The sequence below is a fragment of the Planotetraspora mira genome, assembly GCF_016863275.1.
Taxonomy (GTDB): Bacteria; Actinomycetota; Actinomycetes; order Streptosporangiales; family Streptosporangiaceae; genus Planotetraspora; species Planotetraspora mira.
On record NZ_BOOO01000009.1, the window covers coordinates 1 to 16,191 of the forward strand.

The 16,191-nt window shown below is 70.2% G+C and carries 11 protein-coding genes; 7 read left to right on the plus strand and 4 right to left on the minus strand.

The features are described 5' to 3' along the window. Positions 1-177 precede the first annotated feature (177 nt). Together Pmi06nite_RS08655 and Pmi06nite_RS08660 are read left to right on the plus strand one after the other, a co-directional pair. Positions 178-369: a hypothetical protein gene (locus tag Pmi06nite_RS08655; RefSeq protein WP_203952379.1), complete on the plus strand. Its 192-nt coding sequence runs from the start codon at positions 178-180 to the stop codon at positions 367-369. Between the two features lie 223 nt (positions 370-592). Then, positions 593-1,492 carry a LysR family transcriptional regulator gene (locus tag Pmi06nite_RS08660; RefSeq protein WP_203952380.1) on the plus strand — a complete coding sequence of 300 codons (900 nt, stop codon included), beginning with the start codon at positions 593-595 and terminating at the stop codon, positions 1,490-1,492. A gap of 3 nt (positions 1,493-1,495) precedes the next feature. Here Pmi06nite_RS08660 and Pmi06nite_RS08665 read toward each other — a convergent pair whose 3' ends face one another. Next, a complete protein-coding gene (locus tag Pmi06nite_RS08665) occupies positions 1,496-2,251 on the minus strand; it encodes an MBL fold metallo-hydrolase (RefSeq protein ID WP_203952381.1) in 756 nt (251 codons plus the stop codon). 260 nt (positions 2,252-2,511) lie between these two features. On the opposite strand from Pmi06nite_RS08665, the gene Pmi06nite_RS08670 reads away from it, so the two are divergent. Both Pmi06nite_RS08670 and Pmi06nite_RS08675 read left to right on the plus strand, forming a co-directional pair. Next, on the plus strand, positions 2,512-3,417 hold the full coding sequence (locus Pmi06nite_RS08670; RefSeq protein WP_203952382.1) for a putative RNA methyltransferase: 906 nt from the start codon (positions 2,512-2,514) through the stop codon (positions 3,415-3,417). A 113-nt stretch (positions 3,418-3,530) separates the two neighbouring features. Beyond that, complete coding sequence (locus Pmi06nite_RS08675) at positions 3,531-5,291, plus strand: S9 family peptidase (RefSeq protein WP_203952383.1); 1,761 nt, start codon at positions 3,531-3,533, stop codon at positions 5,289-5,291. Here the strand turns inward: Pmi06nite_RS08675 and Pmi06nite_RS08680 are convergent. Continuing rightward, positions 5,266-6,729, minus strand: coding sequence for a PP2C family protein-serine/threonine phosphatase (locus tag Pmi06nite_RS08680; protein WP_239113764.1), 1,464 nt, complete (start codon positions 6,727-6,729; stop codon positions 5,266-5,268). The genes Pmi06nite_RS08675 and Pmi06nite_RS08680 overlap by 26 nt on opposite strands. Before the next feature lie 221 nt (positions 6,730-6,950). Between Pmi06nite_RS08680 and Pmi06nite_RS08685 the strand changes: the two genes are divergently transcribed. The 3 genes from Pmi06nite_RS08685 to Pmi06nite_RS08695 are packed head-to-tail and all read left to right on the plus strand — an operon-like array spanning position 6,951 to position 12,046. Further along, positions 6,951-10,610 carry a HAMP domain-containing protein gene (locus tag Pmi06nite_RS08685; RefSeq protein ID WP_203952384.1) on the plus strand — a complete coding sequence of 1,220 codons (3,660 nt, stop codon included), beginning with the start codon at positions 6,951-6,953 and terminating at the stop codon, positions 10,608-10,610. 3 nt (positions 10,611-10,613) lie between these two features. Beyond that, positions 10,614-11,243 (plus strand): response regulator, encoded by a 630-nt coding sequence (locus Pmi06nite_RS08690; protein WP_203952385.1) that lies wholly within the window; start codon positions 10,614-10,616, stop codon positions 11,241-11,243. 59 nt (positions 11,244-11,302) lie between these two features. Next, on the plus strand, positions 11,303-12,046 hold the full coding sequence (locus tag Pmi06nite_RS08695) for an SAM-dependent methyltransferase (protein ID WP_203952386.1): 744 nt from the start codon (positions 11,303-11,305) through the stop codon (positions 12,044-12,046). A 33-nt stretch (positions 12,047-12,079) separates the two neighbouring features. Here the strand turns inward: Pmi06nite_RS08695 and Pmi06nite_RS08700 are convergent, their stop codons facing one another. Further along, entirely contained in the window at positions 12,080-13,444 is a 1,365-nt protein-coding gene (locus Pmi06nite_RS08700) for an NYN domain-containing protein (protein ID WP_203952387.1), read from the minus strand. 180 nt (positions 13,445-13,624) lie between these two features. Continuing rightward, positions 13,625-16,033 carry a hypothetical protein gene (locus tag Pmi06nite_RS08705; RefSeq protein ID WP_203952388.1) on the minus strand — a complete coding sequence of 803 codons (2,409 nt, stop codon included), beginning with the start codon at positions 16,031-16,033 and terminating at the stop codon, positions 13,625-13,627. Positions 16,034-16,191: the final 158 nt, after the last annotated feature.

Sequence of the window (16,191 nt, forward strand, 5' to 3'; positions counted from 1 at the left end):
CATTTCACGAGAATGGGCGTCGGACAACCAATACCGGCGAGTAATTAGCACGGCAATACGAGAAAGAAGCCCCATTCGCCTAATTTAAAAGAATTGAACATAATTGTCCGATATACGCCAGAAGCCCGTCCGCAACGGGACGCGACTTCTGCGTAATTGCGTGACAAAATCCGCAATATGAATGGGGTTGACGGAAGCCTTTCGGGGGTCTTCTATTTCACTCTGAGCCTTGTCAACGCCGGACTCGCACAGGGCAAGGGACGCTCCGGGCTCGCGTGGTGGGCGCTTTCTCTGCTGCTCGGCCCGATCGCCACGCTGCTCATCGTGCTCCTGCCGCGTTTGGAGCCGTACGACCCGGACGACCTCTGACACCGACCGGCCCCCGGACCGGCCCCCACACGGACACACCCACGAACCGGCCCTCAAACGGACACACCCACGGTCCAACCCCGGACCGAACACCCCCGGACCGGCCCCGGACCCACCTCTGAACACACCCACCCAGGACCGCCCGCCCGCCGTCCGCCGCCCGAGTCACTCATCCATCACTGCCGCTTATGGATGGACCACGGGTAGCCGGTCATACTGGAGCATGGATTCCGGTCCGCCACTGCGCGATATCGGCTGCTTCGCGCTTGTCGCGCGGCATTTGAGCTTCTCGCGTGCGGCGGCCGAACTCGGCGTCTCGCAGCCTGCGGTGAGTCAGGCCATCGGCAGGCTCGAGCGGTCACTCGGCGTCCGCCTCTTCGACCGGACCAGCCGCGACGTCCGGCTGTCACCCGCCGGAAAGGCACTGCTCCCGGACGCCGAGACGCTCCTTCAGGCCGCCGCGAGGTTCTCCGCCGAAGCGGCCCGCCTGGCCGTACCGGCTGGGCCGGCGATTCGCCTGGCCTATCCCTCACTCGTCGGGACGCTGGCGGCACGGGTCGCCCGACGGCTGGCACATCGCAGGCCCGCGATCGACGTGGAGTTGATCGCGTCCGGTCGGAGCGATTCTCTCGCGGCGCTGGCGCAAGGGGAGGTGACGGCGGCCATCGTCGGCACGCCGTTCCCTCTGGGGTTCACGACCGCCGCCCGGTTCCATGTGCCGGTCGCGCATCTGGCCGTTCCCGCGGGCCATCCGCTCGCCTCCAAGTCCCGCCTGCGTCTCGGTCAGCTCGTACGGCAAAGGATCGTGGTGCCGCGGAACCGCCCGCCAGGCGGGATGTGGGCCCGGGTCGCCGCCCTGCTGCCCGGCGCCGATCAGCTCCACGTCGTCGCCGGCGACCTCGACGACTTCGCCGCCGCGCTCGACCTCGTGGCGGCGGGCGCCGGCCTGCTGCCGACGCCGTCCCTGCTGGTCGGCTCCATCCGCCGGCACGACGTCCGCTTCGTGCCGCTGGAGTCCGGAGAGCTCCGGATGACCTTCGGGCTCACCTGGGCAGGTGAGCGGGCCTCTCCCGAGCTGATGGCCCTCGTCCAGGCCACCCAGGAATGCCTGTGGACGAGGTGACCTCTATATGGAGCGCACCGGGTATGTCGAGCGCACCGGGACGAACGCCTGAGAGAAGTGGCCGGGAGCAATGACCGCGGCGCGGCGGAGGAGGGCCAGACGGCTCACGACCGCCTGCTCCGGATCCTCGTCGTACACGTAGGTGATCGTCGGATCGGCCAGCTGAACCGGATGGTGCAGCGCGTCGCCGGTCAAAATGTGATCGCCCACCTCCACGCACTGGTGCCCCGGTGTGTGGCCGGGGGCGTGCACGATGCGGATGCCCGGTAGGAGCCCCTCATCGCCGTTCACGACCTGGATCGAGTCCCGCAGCGGCTCGACGACGTCCTGACGCATCGGCCCGGTGACCCAGTCGAGCTCGGCCTGCTGGATCACGTGGCGCGCGTTCGGGAAGACGGGCACGCCGGCCTCGACGCAGCCGCTCGCGTGGTCGCTGTGCAGGTGGGTCAGCACGACGACGTCCACGTCGTCCGGTCCGACGCCCACATCGGCCAGTTCGGTCAGCAGATGGCCGGGCACGGGCGCCCATTCGGCCGCGGGCGAGTCCGTTCCGCCGACCCCGGTGTCCACCAGGACCGTACGGCCTTCCGCCCGCAACAGGTAGCAGTGGAAGTGGAGCACCCACTCGGCGTCATCGGCGAACGAACCCCCGGGGAACATCTCCGGCAGCGGCTTGCTGATGCGCGTGCCCATGGGCCCTACGGCGTCGCAGAGCGGGGTTATCTCGACACCGGCCACGATCTTCGACTCGTACGGCATCGCCCCACACTAGAACGCCCACCGGCCCGATCAGAAGGTCACCAGCAGTAGGTCACCAGCAGAAGGTCACCGGTGGATCTCCGATGAGGTCGGCGACGAAAGCTCGCGAAAGAAGATCCCGAAGAACAAGGAAGTCCGGCACCAGGAGCGGCGTGACCGGACGGTGGCGAGTGACCAGGATCACGCTGAAATCCCCCCATGTGAAAGGCCGTGCGCGGGCCGGACCCGAGTCGGTCACCGGGACGGGCGATGATGGGCGGATGCTCGCCGATGTCATCGATCTCCTGCTCTGCCCGGTCTGCGGCGGCCGGTTGACCCTCGGGTCCGGCACGGTCCGCTGCGAGAACGGGCACGGCTTCGACGTCGCGCGGCAGGGATACGTGAGCCTGCTGACCGGGTCGGGGGTGCCGGGCACGGCCGACACCCCGGCGATGGTCGCGGCCCGCGCGGACTTCCTCGACCGAGGCCATTACGCCCCGCTCGCGGACGCGGTCGCCGGGTGGTGCGGGACGGCGGACGTCATCGCGGACGCCGGGGCCGGCACGGGCCACTACCTGTCGCGGGCGCTCAGCGCGCGTACGGCCGAGCCAGGAACAACGGGGCGTACGGCTGAGCCGGAAGCAGTGGGGCTCACACTCGACGCACGTACGGCCGAGCGAGAGACGGTGGGGCTCGCGCTCGACGTCTCCAAGCACGCGCTCAAGCGGGCGGCCCGAGCGCATCCCCGGATCGGAGCCGTGGTGGCCGACGTCTGGCGGCCGCTGCCCGTCCGGGACGCGAGCGTCGACGTGCTGCTCAACGTCTTCGCACCGCGCAACGCCGCCGAGTTCGCGCGGATCCTGAAGCCCGGCGGCACGCTGGTGGTCGTGACCCCCACCGCGGCCCACCTCCGGCCGCTGGTCGACCGCCTCGGCCTGCTCTCCGTCGACGCGGACAAGGACCGGCGGCTCGAGGAGACCCTGGCAGACCGGTTCGCCATGGCCGTACAGGACGACCTGGAAATCCCGCTGGCGCTGGACCACGAGGCGGTCGAGGCGGTGGTCGGGATGGGACCGAGCGCCTGGCACACCGGCGGCGAGACACTCGGCAAGAAGATCAGAGAACTGCCCGATCCGGTCCACGTGACGGCGTCCTTCCGCTTGTCCACGTGGGTGGTACAGAAGTGACCTGAGAGCCATATGACGGGAAATTCCCCGCGAACATCAGCGATTTGTCGGCCATTTTCCACTTGTACGGGACATACTTGACCGCAACCCCGCCGAAGGACAGGGGAGGGCGTATGAAGGCCGAGGAACGCTGGCAGTCCAGGTTCCGGGCACCACGCACGACCCTGCCGATGTGGGCGCGTCAGTCGCCGCATCGTGCCGTCTACCGCAGCAACGCCTCGGGCGCCTGGGAGATCTACGCCTGGGATCGTTCCACGGGCCAGAGCCGTCAGGTCACCGACCGTCCCAACGGCACCTCGTACGCTGCCGTCGACCCGACGGGGACCTGGATCTGGTGGTTCGCCGACACCGACGGCGACGAGTTCGGCGTGTGGATGCGGCAACCCTTCTACGGCGGCCCCGACGTCCCTGTGGCGATGCCTCCGGGAAACCCGTCCGGCCTCGGTCTCGGAGGCAACGGCGTCGCGGCGGTGGGCCGATCGTTCCGGGGCGGATTCGACGTCCTGATCACCGAGGGTGAGTCGGAGGCCGTCCCGATCTACCGTCACGACGAGTTCGCCGCGGTCGTCGGCATGTCCCTCGACGGATCGCTCGTCGCGATCAACCACAGCGAGCACGGCGACTTCCTCCACCCCGCTCTGCGCGTCCTGAAGACCGACGGCCAGGTCGTCGGCGAGCTCCACGACGGACCGGGGAAAGGCGTCACCGGCATCCGGTTCGCCCCGGTGCCCGGCGACCGCCGGATGCTGGTCCTCCACGAGCGCCGCGGCCGCCGCGAGCCGCTCGTCTGGGACCCCGCCACCGGTGAGCAGCGCGAGATCTGGCTGCGGGTGCCCGGTGAGATCACCTCCGACTGGTACGACGACGGCCGCGCCCTGCTGATCATGCACAGCCATCGCGGCCGTACCGAACTGCTGCGGTACGACCTCGCCGGCGGGGGTCTCACGCCGATCGAGAGCCCGCACGGGGTGATCGACGCCGCCGCCCCGCGTCCCGACGGCTCGGTGGAGTACTCCTGGTCGAGCGCCGCCCACCCCCCGGTGATCAAGTCGAGCAGCGGCCACGTGGTCATCAACCCGGGTCGTACACCGCCGCCGTCGGTGCCGCTCGAGGACATCGACGTGGACGGCCCCGGCGGCCGCATCCACGCCCTGGTCTCCCGGCCTGAGCGGCTCGTCCCGCCGTACCCGACCGTTTTCCTGCTGCACGGAGGGCCCGCGGCGCAGGACGACGACTCGTTCCTGCCGGCCGTCGCGGCCTGGGTCGACAGCGGCTTCGCGGTGATCCGGATCAACTACCGGGGCTCCGTCGGGTACGGCTCGGCCTGGCGCGACGCCCTCCACGGAGACGTGGGGCACATCGAGCTGGCCGACGTGGCGGCCGTACGGGACTGGGCGATCGACCACGGCATCGCCGACCCGGAGCGGCTGGTGCTCTCGGGGTCGTCCTGGGGCGGCTACCTCACGCTTCTGGCCCTCGGCACCCAGCCCAAGAGCTGGGCGGCGGGGATCGCCGCGGTGCCCATCGCCGACCACGCGGCGGCCTACGAGGACGAGGCCGAGGGGTTGCGGGCCGCGCATCGGGCCCTGTTGGGCGGTTCACCAGCGGAGCTGCCGGAGAGGTACGCCGCGTCCTCTCCCATCACCTACGCGGACATGGTCCAGGCGCCCCTGCTGGTCCTCGCGGGGGAGAACGACCCGCGCTGTCCCATCCGCCAGATCGAGAGCTATCTGAGCGTCCTCGCCGACCGCGGCCACGAGGCGTCGGTCTACCGGTACGACGCGGGCCACGGCTCCTTGGTCGTGGAGGAGCGCATCCGCCAGATGGAGGTCTCGATCGACTTCGCGGTCAGGGCGCTCGCAGCACGAGGATAGCCAGGTCGTCGGCGCTCGGCTCGGGCGCGAAGTCCTGTACGGCACGGCGGATCCGCTCGGCCACGGCGCGCGCGGACAGGTCCACGCACTCGGACAGGAGCTTGGCCAGCCCGCCGTCGTCGTCGAGGAGCCGCGAGCCCGACCGCCTCTCCGTCACCCCGTCGGTGACCCCCAGCAGCACGTCCCCCGCCGCGAGATGGACGCTCTCCTCGCGGAAGTCGGCCTCGGGGAAGACGCCGAGCAACGACTGGGGCTGGGCGACCGTGTCGACCACACCGCTCGGCCGCAGCCGCAACGCCTCGGGATGCCCGGCGGAGACCAGGCTGATGTCGAGCCCGTCGGCCACGCGGGTGATCTCCCCGTGGAGCAGGGTCAGGAACCTCGCCCGCTCCCCCTCCTCGAGGATGGCCTGATTCAGCCGGTCGACCACGTCGGCCACGCCGTACCCCTCGCGGGCGAGCAGGCGCAGGGTGTGCCGTGCGAGGCCGGTGACGGCCGCGGCCTCCGGGCCGGTGCCGCAGACGTCGCCGATGGCGAACCGCCAGACCCCCTCACGCATGGGGAACAGGTCGTAGAAGTCGCCGCCGACCTCGTTCGTCTCGCCTGCGGGCTCATAGATGACGTGAGAGTCCAGGCCGGGCGTCTTGGGCTCCTCCGGCGGCAGCAGGCTGCGCTGAAGCGCGCGGTTGGCCGCCGCCTGCTGGGCGTAGAGGCGGGCGTTGTCCATCGCCAGCGCGGCCCTGCGGCCGAGGTCCTCCGCCAGTTGCAGACCCTCGTCGGGAAAGCGGTCCCGCCGTCCCAGGCACATGATCCCGAGCCGGCGGCCCCTGGCGGTCAGCGGGAACGCGAGCGACTGCCACTCGCCCATGTGCAGCACCGCGGGGCCCTCCCCCGAGGGCATCTGGGTCTCGCCCAGGAGATCGCGGAGCGTGTCGATCTGGGCCTCGTCCGCGTGCCAGAGGTAGGCGGGCCGCAGCGGCCCCGCCCCGTGCTCCGCCGTGTAGACCGCGCACCAGGTCGCGAGACGGGGGACGACGATCTGCGCGATGATCGCCGGGACCATGTCGGGGTCGAGCGTGCCGGCCAGCAGATCGCTGGCGTCCGCCAGGAATCCGAGCCAGCCCGGACCTGCGGCCGTCTCCGCGACCCATTCGTCGCCCCCGCCCGGCCCGCCGCCGGGCAGGTCGATCCTGGCCCAGCGGGTGCGTGTCGACGCGGTGAAGGTCACACCCCAGGAGACGGCGTCGGCGGGCGGCCCGTAGGCGGTCGACCCGGACTTCTCCCTGACCTCGACCTGCACGGACTCGCCCTGGTGGATCCACACGACGTCGAACGGCTCGCCGGACACCTCGGCCACGAGATCACGCGCCAGGCGTTCCGCGTCATCGCATATGGACATGACCGCCCACGCGGTCATCACTTCACGAGTGAACCGCACGGCAGCCGGTATGGCCGTCTCTCCTGGCGCGAATGACGCGCCCAGAACGGCACGAGGGGTTGTTGTCACCGGTTCGTGCTTACCACAGTTCCGCTTGACCCGGGGTAAAACAAGGGGGCACCCCGCGCCACGGATCGTGACAGACTGACAAGGAGTCCGCCCCCCGAAGGCCGCTGTGCCTCACCTGCGGCGCTAGACCCCCAAGGGGTGAAGGAGGCCACATGTCGCCCGTCGGCGTTGAACTGGCCGGAACGGAACGGTCGTACACCGAGTCCGATCTCGTGCCTGTTCTGGAAACCCTCATCACGTGGCGCGACGGCGACTTCCGCCGTCGCGTCCCGCACGCGCCTCCCGGCATCCTCAGTGAGATCCGCCTGCTCCTCAACGAGGTGGCGGACCGGCGTGAGCATCTCGCCAACGAGCTGGCCAGGGTCCGCCGTGAGGTGGTCAAGGAGGGCAAGTTCAACGAGCGGCTCACCCCCGGCCCGGGCGTCGGCTCATGGGCCGAGAGCGTGGGCTCCGTCAACGACCTGATCGACGCGCTGGTGACCCCCGTCAGCGGCGCCGCCGACGTCATCGACGCGGTGGCGAAGGGCGACCTGTCCCTGCGGATCGACCTCGATCGCAGTGCCAGGGGCGAGGTGCGCCGGCTCGGCAAGGCGATCAACGGGATGGTCGACCAGCTCGCCCTGTTCACCTCCGAAGTGACGAGCGTGACCCGGGACGTCGGCACCGAGGGCAAGCTCGGCGGACGGGCGAACGTCCGCGGGATGTCCGGAAGCTGGCGCGACCTCACCGAGTCGGTGAACACCATGTCCAGCCGCGTCTCGGCCCAGGTGCGCGACATCGCCGAGGTGACCACGGCCGTCGCCAGGGGCGACCTGAGCCGCAAGGTCACCGTCGACGCGGTCGGCGAGATGTTCGAGCTGAAGAACACCGTGAACACCATGGTCGACCAGCTGTCCGCCTTCGCGGAGGAGGTCACCCGAGTCGCCCGGGAGGTCGGCACCGAGGGCAAGCTCGGCGGCCAGGCCCAGGTGCGGGGGATCTCCGGCGTCTGGAAGGACCTCACCGACAACGTCAACTTCATGGCGAACAACCTGACCTCCCAGGTCCGTCAGATCGCCGCCGTCTCCACCGCCGTCGCCCAGGGCAACCTGTCCAAGAAGATCACGGTGGACGCCCAGGGCGAGATCCTGCAGCTCAAGGACACCATGAACACGATGGTGGACCAGCTGTCCGCCTTCGCCGACGAGGTCACCCGAGTCGCCCGAGAGGTCGGCACCGAGGGCCGCCTCGGCGGCCAGGCCCGGGTTCAGGGCGTCTCCGGCGTCTGGAAGGACCTCACCGACAACGTCAACTCGATGACCACCAACCTGACCTACCAGGTCCGCAACATCGGTGAGGTCACCACCGCCGTCGCCAACGGCGACCTCACCCGCAAGATCGACGTGGACGCCCAGGGCGAGATCCTGGTCCTCAAAACCACGATCAACACCATGGTCGACCAGCTCTCCTCCTTCGCCTCCGAGGTCACCCGAGTCGCCCGAGAGGTCGGCTCCGAGGGCCAGCTCGGCGGCCAGGCCCGCGTCGAGGGCGTGGAGGGCACCTGGAAGCGGCTCACCGAGAGCGTCAACGAGCTGGCCGGCAACCTCACCACCCAGGTCCGTGCGATCGCCGAGGTGACCAGCGCCGTCGCCAGGGGCGACCACACCAGGTCGGTCTCCGTGGAGGCCCCGGGCGAGCTCGCCCAGCTCAAGGACAACATCAACACCATGGTGTCGACCCTGCGCGACACCACGAAGGCCAACGAGGAGCAGGACTGGCTGAAGTCCAACCTGGTCCGGATCTCCCGCCTCATGCAGGGTCACCGCGATCTCATCGAGGTCTCCCGGCTGATCATGAGCGAGCTGACGCCCCTGGTCACGGCCAGCCACGGCGCCTGCTACCTGGTCGTCAACGGCGAGCTGAGCCTCATCGCGGGCTACGGCATCCAACCGGGATCGAGCCCGCGCCAGCGGTTCGCGCTGGGCGAGGGCATCGTCGGGCAGGCCGCCCTGGAGGCCCGGCAGATCATCCTGGAGAACGTCCCGGCCGAGTACATCACGATCGAGACCGGGCTGAGCAGCGCCAATCCCGCACAGATCGTGGTCCTGCCGATCCTGTTCGAGAACCAGGTCCTCGGCGTCCTGGAGATGGCCTCGTTCAACCAGTTCGGCGAGGTCCACCTGGCCTTCCTGACCCAGCTCGTGGAGACCATCGGCGTCACGATCAACACGATCATCGCCAACTCCCGTACGGAGGACCTCCTCAAGGAGTCGCAGCGCCTGGCCACCGAGCTGCAGGAGCGCTCGGACGAGCTCCAGCGCCAGCAGGAGGAGCTGCGCAGGTCCAACGCCGAGTTGGAAGACAAGGCGGCCCTGCTGGCCAAGCAGAACCGCGCGATCGAGATCCAGAACTTCCAGATCGAGCAGGCCCGGCGCACTCTGGAGGAGCGCGCCGAGCAGTTGGCGGTGTCCTCGCGCTACAAGTCCGAGTTCCTCGCCAACATGTCCCATGAGCTGCGCACGCCGCTGAACAGCCTGCTCGTGCTCGCCAAGCTGCTGACCGAGAACGCCGAGGGCAACCTGACCCCACAGCAGGTCGAGTTCGCCAGGACGATCCACAGCGCGGGCTCCGCCCTGCTCCAGCTGATCAACGACATCCTCGACCTGTCCAAGGTCGAGGCGGGCCGGATGGACATCCACCCGCAGCAACTGTCGTTGTCCAAGCTCGTCGACTACATGGAGGCGACGTTCGCGCCGCTCGCGCAGGACAAGGGGCTCGCCTTCGCGGTCGACGTCGATCCCACCGTCCCGAACGAACTGCGGACCGACGAGCAGCGCATGCAGCAGGTGCTGCGCAACCTGCTCTCCAACGCGGTCAAGTTCACGCCGAAGGGCGAGGTCCGGCTGGAGGTCACCCACGCGCCGCCGAACGTGCCCTTCGTCGACGACACCCTGAAGGGCTCGGACAACATCCTCGCCTTCAAGGTCGTGGACTCCGGCATCGGCATCGCGCCGGACAAGCTGGAGGTCATCTTCGAGGCCTTCCGGCAGGCGGACGGCACCACCAGCCGCAAGTACGGCGGCACGGGACTGGGCCTGTCGATCTGCCGGGAGATCGCCCGCCTTCTCGGCGGCGAGATCCACGTGGACAGCACGCCGAGCAAGGGCAGCACGTTCACCCTCTACCTGCCGATGGCCTACTCGGGGCCGCTGGCCGCACGTGACGGCGGCGCGATGACGACCGGGTCCGTCGGAGGCATGAGGAGGGCCCTGGAGCCCCCGATGGACGACGAGGACATCCTTCCGGAGATCCCGTTGCCCACCGACATGCCGCTGCCTCACCTCGAGCCGCTCGCGGAGGGCCAGGAGTGGCAGGGCGAGGACCCGCTCACCGGAGCCAAGATCCTGATCGTCGACGACGACATCCGTAACGTCTTCGCACTGACCAGCGTCCTCGAACGGCACGGCACGGTCGTGGTCTACGGCGAGAACGGCCGTGAGGGGATCGAGCAACTCGAGCGCAACGAGGACGTCGCGCTCGTGCTGATGGACATCATGATGCCGGAGATGGACGGCTGGGCCACCACCTCGGCGATCAGGAAGATGCCGCAGTTCGCCGACCTGCCGATCATCGCGCTGACCGCCAAGGTCATGCGCGGCGACCGGGAGAAGAGCATCGCCTCCGGCGCCTCCGACTACGTGCCCAAGCCCGTCGACGTCGACCGGCTCCTCGAGCGCCTTCGTGGCTGGCTCATCCGGGGACGCGTCGCGACGGCGGAGAATGCGGAGTACGCGACCAGCTCCGACCTACCCGATTCCCGTGAAGGTGCGTGATCGATGCCTGACCGCGCCAAGGTCCTCCTCGTCGACGACCGAGAGGAGAACCTGATCGCGCTGGAGGCGATCCTCAGCTCGCTCGATGTGGTCCCCATCCGGGCCAGATCCGGCGAAGAGGCGCTGAAGGCCCTGCTGGCGACCGAGTTCGCGCTCATCCTCCTCGATGTGCGCATGCCCGGCATGGACGGCTTCGAGACGGCCGCCCACATCAAGCGGAGAGAGCGCACGCGCAACATCCCGATCATCTTCCTGACCGTGGTGGACAGCGCGCCCGACTACGCCTTCCGCGGGTACGCCGCGGGCGCGGTCGACTACCTCACCAAGCCGTTCGACCCCTGGGTGCTGCGGGCGAAGGTCGCCGTGTTCGTCGAGCTCTACAACATGAACCGGCGGCTCGCCGAGCAGGCGGCACTGCTGCGCGAACGGCTTTCCGGCGAGCTGCCGGGTGGCGCGAGCGACCAGGCCGCCGTCCTGCCGGAGCTGTCGAGGCGGATCACCGCCGTCGAGGAGGAACTGGCCCGGGTCCGCGATCTCGCCCGTAAGACCGCCGACGCGACGATGGAGGGCACGCTCTCCGACCTCTCGGACCGCGTCGCCCACCTCCGCGCCGGATTCGACGCCCTCACCTGATCACGGCCGGCGTCGTTTAACCAGTGGAGGACGTGGGGCAGGTCGGACAGGGTGGGTTCATGGACCGCCAGACGATCAGTGCCATCGCGCACCTCGACCACCCCGTCGCCGCACCGGTGAGTGAGCCGCACCTCGAACGCCTCCTCTCCCTGAGCAGGCTCGAGACCGGTGCCCGCATCCTCGACCTCGGCTGCGCCGAGGCCTCCTGGACGTTGCGGGCACTCGAGTTGTTCCCCGGGACGAGGGCCGACGGGGTGGACATCTCCTCGCAGGCTCTGGACACCGCCGCGAGGAACGCGGAGAGCCGAGGCCTCGCCGACAGGATCCGGCTGCACGAGAAGCCGGCGACCGAGTTCCCCGTCGCCGAGCCGTACGACCTCGTCCTGTGCGTCGGAGCCACTCACGCGTTCGGCGGGCTCACCGCGACCATGGAGGAGGTCAGGCGGTTCCTGCGACCCGGCGGCCTCGCGCTGATCGGAGAGGGCTTCTGGGAGACGCCTCCCACGCCGCCGCTGCTGCACCGGCTCGGCGCGACCCTCGACGACTACGCCGACCTTCCCGGCACCGTCACACGCGTGGAGGACGCCGGTTTCCGCGTCGTCTACGGGCACACGAGCGAACTCGCCGAATGGGACGAGTACGAATGGTCCTGGACCGGCAGCCTGACCCGCTGGGCCCTCGATCACCCCGGCCCGGACGGCGACGCGGCTCTGGCGGCCGCCCTCGACCACCGTGACATGTGGCTGAACGGCTACCGCGGCGTCCTCGGCTTCGTCACATTCCTGCTCCGCCTCACCGGCTGAGCCTCAGCGCCGCGCCCGTCCGCACAGACCGGCTCAGCGCCGCGCCCGTTCCAGGGCATCCCAGAAACCGCGGCGCAGAGCATGGCGGACCTCGTCGTGCAGGAGGAAGTCGATGGGCAACGACGAGCCCTGAAGCAGGCGCGCCTCGAGATCCGAGGGCATCCTCGGCTTGCGGGCGAGCACCGCCTCCAGCCACAGGGCGGGCGCGTCCTTGGCGACCGAGTCGCCGAAGTCGTGGCCTTCCTTGTGCGCGGCCTTCACCGCTTCGGCCAGCGTCGTGGTGCCCGCACTCTGGAACGGTACGGGAGCGGGCTGCGGACCGGTGTACGGCCCGAGCGGCGCCGAGTAACTCCCCGTGCCGGACGAGTAGGAGCCCGCACCGGACGGATAACCCCCGGTGTTACCGGTGTTACCGGTGTTACCCATGTTCCCGGCGTTCCCCATGTTCCCCGTGTTCGCCGAATACGGGTTCGACACCGGAGGAGCGGTGGGCGGCGCCTGCGTCACCTGCGGCGGAGGGGCCTGCGGCGGCGCGGGAGGAGGCGGTGCGGGCTGCGGGGGCGGCGGCGTGGGTTGCGGCTCGGGCGTGTACTGCGTGTAAGCGGGCTGCTGCGGCGGCGGAGCCGGAAGAGCCGGCTGGGAGGGCTGCGCGGGCCGCGCGTGGGCGGCGTTGGACGACCGGCCTCCTGCCTGTGAACCGTTCGCGAGCGGCACCACGCCACCCTGCGAGCCGTTCGCCAGGGGGACCACGCCGGCGCCCGGCGAGCCGTTGGCGAGGGGCACGACACCGTTGCCCCGCTGCTGGCCGTTCGGCGAGGGCTGGTGATGCTGGCCGTTCCCGGCGGAATGCCCCTGATCGGCACCGGCGAGGAGATTGACGTACGGGCGGAGATGCCCGGAACCGATCTCGATGAGGTCGTCGCACTCCTGGCGGAGCGTGCGGGAGACCGCCCAGCTTCCGTCGGCCGCGATGTGCACGACCGTCACCCGGATGCCGAGGTCCTGGGCGTCGCTGACCACCTGGGCGAGATCCTCGTCGCCGCTGACCACCACCGCGTCGCAGACCGCGTTGTTGCGGGCCAGCGTCATGAGGTCGCGGTGCACCTGGGCGTCGACGCCTTCACGCCTGCCCGGCCGGATGCGGCCCAGACGGAGCTTGAGACCCGGGATGTCGGCCAGCACGTCGTGCTCAGGGGTTCTGCGCCCCTCGACCGTCGCCTCGTACCAGTAGCAGCGCAACATCGGCAGCCCGGTGCGCTCGCGCGAAAGGTTGGTCAGGAGTTGCAAAAGGCCGGCGAAGTCCCAGGAGACAGCCTCACGATGACGGGTCCCGTGCACGGCCATCGCGCCGTCAGCCAGCAAATAGCCGGCATCAACGAACAGCGCACACCGATCCACGTGACACCGCCCTTCCTCCGTGGTTTTCCCAGGGTAATGAAACGGGTGATCGTCCGAGGGGGAATCCCGGCGATTCAGCCCGCGCGCGCACGATGGGGATCTTGTGGGCCCGCGCCCTGGGGTGGGAGTGTTCACGGAGACCGTACCAGTTTGTCCCCATCTTTCCTTCCCCCTGAACGGTTAGGACCATGAGCGGGCGCTGACCGCCACGACCCCGAAGAGCAGGCTGTTCTCCCTGGCCCTCAGACGGAGCACGGCGTGACGCCCGAGGACGGTGTGAACCGTCTCCACGACGACTCCGCGCAGCCCTCCGGCGGCGTTGGCGCCGGCCGCGTGGGACGAGTGATCGGCCAGCGCCATCGAGCCGTCCTGCGCTCCGTCGGCCTTCCACACCACGAGATCGATCCGGGCCGGGACGGCCGCCGGGGCGAGCCCCGAGAGCGGCACCTTCAGGGGTCCCCTGCCGCCCCCGACGACGGTGGCCGTGTCCAGCACCGCCGCCCTGCTGTACGGCCGGCTCCGGTCGGCGGCCAGGACGACCAGGCTCCATCCCGCACGTTGCGACGTCCCCCAGCGCATCGACGGGTCGGCGACCCACCATCGGCCGCCGCCCGCCCCGCGGACCAGGGACGTCACGTCCGCGAACGCCTGATAGCCGTGCTGGATGGGCAGGTCGCTGCCGGCCACCTCGGACGCGTGGACGGTCGCGTAGCGGGCGGACCCCGGCGCCTTCACCCGGACGGCTCCCACGGGCGTCGTGCCGTGCCCGGTGGCGGACCAGTAGAGGCCGGCCCACAGCACCTGACCGCCCGCGGGCAGATCGAGACGGGCACAACTCGAGCTTCGGGTCGAGGAGTCCTGGTCGAGGTCCACGGGCACCGCGAGCCGTCCGGCGGCCGGATGGGCCGTCGTCGCCTCGCAGTCGGACGGCACGGGCGAGGAGCTCAGCAGGGTGTTGCCGGCGGCCCGGGTGGTGACCCGTCCGTCGGCGGCGAAGCGGGCCGTGGCGCCCGAGGTGCGGACGCCCGTGGTGGATCTCGCGGACACGACCTGGCCATCCGTCCGCACCCGAACCGCGAGCCCGCCACCCGTGGGAGCGTCGGCGGCGACCGTGACGCGGAGGAAGACGGTGGTCGCCGCCCCGGGGGCCAGCGCGCCACGCGAGCAGGTCACGACCTTCCCCGCCGTACGGCAGGCCCAGCCGTCCACCGTGCCGACGGGGGCGGCGGCGCCCCGCGTGGCGGCCTCCGTCATGGCGACTCCCTGAGGCAGGCTCACCGCGGCCTGCAGGTTCCGGGTCTCCGTACGGCCGGTGTTGTGCAGGCGCACTCCGATGATGCCGGGCCTCGCCCGCACCAGAGAGCCGAGCGGGTCGATGCTCGCGGCCAGCGTCGAGCCGAGCGGGTCGGGACCACTCCGGTCAGCCGGCCGCCTCGCGACGGGCGCGGACAGGCGCGAGGGCCTCCCAGCCTCCGGCGACGGCCGCGGCTCCGGCGATCTCCGCGCCTCCGGGGGTTGTCGCACTTCCGGTGGTCTCCGCGCTTCCGGAGACCGTCGCGCCACCGGTACCTCTCCAGCGGGCTTCTTCCGCGGGGAAGGCGTCGCCCGTGGGGCCACTGGGGGAGACGTCCCCGGACGGACCGCGGGCGTCGGGGACGCGGGGAGACGATCGGCTCCCCGCCGGGGTGCCGGTCCCTCGTCGGAGAGCGGCTCGGAGATCAGGATGAACGCGGCGGCGGCCACCGTCGCGGCGACGCCCAGGACGAGGGCCCTGCGAGGAACCGGCACGCGCCTGAACACGGCCGTGGCTCCGCGTGTGGGGGTGCTCGCGGTCTCACTCGCCCTTTTGAGCTCGGCCAGGTAACCGTCGATGTGCGGACCGGCGACGAGCTGCCCCACGATCACCCGCAGCCCCTGAGGCACGTCCGCGAGCTCCAGGAAGACCGCCCTGCAGTCGATGCACTCGGCGACGTGACCGTCCACCACGTGGGCCTCACGCTTGGGCAGGCTGCCCTCGACGTACTTGATGATGTTCGACAGGATCGGGCCGCATTCCTCGCCCGGACCGCCCTCCCGGTGGAGCTGCAGGTACGCCTGGCGAAGCCCTTCACGGGCGCGGTCGGCGAGCGCCGTCACGCCGCCCGCGGACATGCCGAGCAACGGGGCGAGGTCACCGGGCCTGGCGCTCTCGACGTCGGCGTGCCACAAGACCATCCGCCAGCGTTCGGGCAACGAGAAGAACGCCCTGGCGAGCACCGCCCGTTCCAGCCCGGTCAGCTCGGGATCGACGTAGACGGCGTCGGGGTCGGTCAGGTCGACCGCACCGATGGCGGCGTAACGGCGCACCGCCATGAGCAGATGGGGCCGGAACGCGAAGACCGGCCCCGCACCCGCCCTGATCAGGTCCAGGATCCCCGCGAACGTCTCGACGAGGGTGTCCTCGACCTCCTCCTCGCCCTGGATGAACTGCTGGGCGAGCGACCGGGCGGCGACGGCGTGACGCTGGTAGAGCGTGCCGTAGGCCGGGGCGTTTCCTCCCCTTACGGCCTCCAGCAGCTCCACATCGGTTTGCCGATCTGTTCTACGCATTGCGACCTCACGATTACGTTGAGTTGCAACGCCATTAATTCCGCAGCGGGTGTCATGGCTAAACCGCGTACCCGTCTTTACCTGAACGGCCTGTGGTTTCGTGCCCCGTCGCCCGGCCGAGGCCGGAGACGGCTCCGGACGCGCCGGCCGTACGCTGT

Bases quoted from the DNA above. Each gene is read 5' to 3' on its own strand.
- Pmi06nite_RS08690 (WP_203952385.1), top strand. From the start codon at position 10,614: ATGCCTGACCGCGCCAAGGTCCTCCTCGTCGACGACCGAGAGGAGAAC.
- Pmi06nite_RS08705 (WP_203952388.1), bottom strand. From the start codon at position 16,033: ATGCGTAGAACAGATCGGCAAACCGATGTGGAGCTGCTGGAGGCCGTA.
- Pmi06nite_RS08670 (WP_203952382.1), top strand. From the start codon at position 2,512: ATGCTCGCCGATGTCATCGATCTCCTGCTCTGCCCGGTCTGCGGCGGC.
- Pmi06nite_RS08685 (WP_203952384.1), top strand. From the start codon at position 6,951: ATGTCGCCCGTCGGCGTTGAACTGGCCGGAACGGAACGGTCGTACACC.
- Pmi06nite_RS08675 (WP_203952383.1), top strand. From the start codon at position 3,531: ATGAAGGCCGAGGAACGCTGGCAGTCCAGGTTCCGGGCACCACGCACG.
- Pmi06nite_RS08665 (WP_203952381.1), bottom strand. From the start codon at position 2,251: ATGCCGTACGAGTCGAAGATCGTGGCCGGTGTCGAGATAACCCCGCTC.
- Pmi06nite_RS08660 (WP_203952380.1), top strand. From the start codon at position 593: ATGGATTCCGGTCCGCCACTGCGCGATATCGGCTGCTTCGCGCTTGTC.
- Pmi06nite_RS08655 (WP_203952379.1), top strand. From the start codon at position 178: ATGAATGGGGTTGACGGAAGCCTTTCGGGGGTCTTCTATTTCACTCTG.
- Pmi06nite_RS08695 (WP_203952386.1), top strand. From the start codon at position 11,303: ATGGACCGCCAGACGATCAGTGCCATCGCGCACCTCGACCACCCCGTC.